This is a genomic window from Barnesiella sp. CU968 (assembly GCF_905219685.1).
GTDB classification, from domain to species: domain Bacteria; phylum Bacteroidota; class Bacteroidia; order Bacteroidales; family Muribaculaceae; genus Lepagella; species Lepagella muris_A.
In genome coordinates, this window is sequence record NZ_CAJMXD010000514.1 from 1 (window position 1) to 1,705 (window position 1,705).

Here is a 1,705-nt window from a genome sequence, read left to right on the forward strand (position 1 = left end):
TCCATGCCGAGATTGTGGTGGACAGCAAGAAGGTAAAAGCCGAGGAGGAGGAATACAAACATCTGCCCGTTGTCACCAACTTCATAGATGAAGACGGTAATGACATGATGGAATCGGCTATCCAGAACAACTACCGCGCCATCAAGGAGCAGGTGAAAAGGATAGTCGCCGAGGAGAAAATGCGCATAGCAGCCGACCCTGAACTGCGACACCTTCTGGATTTGAAGTAAAACAGCTCGTAAAAATACCCGGATACCCCAACCGGGTAGTAAAAAAACGAGTTTTTTAACGGTGTGAAAGCCTCTTGAATTCAGCGAGATAACCCCTCGCTGAATTTTTTATTACGCAATCGTCACCCGGTTGAAAACAACTGTGGATAACACCTTTAGGCGGCAGAGTAATTTTGCATCGTAAGTTTTAATCAACGAAAGAAAAAATGGATATAACTACGATACAGAATACAAACACTGTCACCATTGTGATAACCGCTGAGCAAGCCGGTGACTTTATAAATCTTCTCACCCGCATTGCGGATGGCATGGACAGGCTGGTGATCAATGCGGCACCTCCGCCTATACCTTCCGAACCGCTACAAGAGACGTATGGCATAAGACCGGATGCCATGTATCCCGAATGGCAAGTGCTGAAGATTTTCTCCTGCTGCGATAAGACTCTCCGTAAATGGCGCAAAGAACACGGACTACGCGCTTATCAAAGCAAATCAGGCTCAAAAGGCTCCCGAATCTGGTACTGCGGTCAAGACCTGATAGATTTCTTCCGGGAGTTTGCCGTGGCTTTGGCAATCAATATACCCAAGCCCATCGAAAAAGAGGTCCCCACGGGACAAATGTGTGATCCTCCAAAAAATTTGAAGCTCGAAAATGCAAGAACAAGATTTGAAAAACCAAGACGCGCTGATTGCGCGCAACAGCCGGACGGGTGAGTCGGGCGTGGTGACCGGACTTAATGAGGACGGTTCCCCAAAGATGGAAGACCCGGCAAAGGCTTCCAAGTTCCTGACCTTCGATCGCCATGCTGATATTCTCGACAACTTCCTGCGCAACTTTATCGCCCAATGCAAGAATCCCACCATCTTCAACTTCTTCAAAGTATCGGCCGATCAGGTTCCCACGACGGGCTTTGCCGTCAACCAGATGGCACAGAACCCCGACATGCCCGGCGCAAAGGATATGCTTGCCGGAGTTGAGGTAAAAGTGCCCGACGGCACTCCCGCTCAGGAACAGACCGTTGCACAGGCACCTCAACCTGAACAAAAAAAGACACCCGCCGAGACTGTCAATCAGGCTTCCGAGCCGGAACAGACACAGCCTAAGCGATACCGGCAGATTGACGAATCCAAAATCAACTGGGACAATCTCGCGGCATGGGGCATCAGCAAGGAGTCGCTCGGTGAACAGAATCTCCGCAACATGGTCAACAACCGTATGTCTGACCTTGTGAAAGTGACTCCGACCTTCGGCAACGAGAAGTATGAGCTGGAAGCCCGTCTCTCGCTCCACGAGAACCCCGACGGCAGCATCAAGGTGGTGCCTCACTTCATCCGTCAGGAACCCAATCTGAACGATGAGTTTCACGGCGTGAAATTCTCAAAAGAGGACAAGGATATGCTCAAAGCCATCGGCAACCTCGGACGAGTCATCGACCTGAAGGATGCCAAAGGCAACACAACCCCCTGCTTCGTCAG

2 protein-coding genes and 1 pseudogene are annotated in these 1,705 nt (G+C 50.4%); all 3 read left to right on the top strand.

The genetic code is table 11. From position 1 onward, the window contains the following. A pseudogene (locus tag JX312_RS13240) lies at nt 1-230 on the top strand (hypothetical protein); the annotation flags it as partial. Between the two features lie 206 nt (nt 231-436). Next, entirely contained in the window at nt 437-943 is a 507-nt protein-coding gene (locus JX312_RS13245) for a hypothetical protein (protein WP_204458386.1), read from the top strand. Next, nucleotides 897-1,705, top strand: an 809-nt coding sequence (locus JX312_RS13250; protein ID WP_204458387.1) for a DUF4099 domain-containing protein, incomplete at its 3' end; no start/stop codon positions are given. The genes JX312_RS13245 and JX312_RS13250, both read left to right, overlap by 47 nt.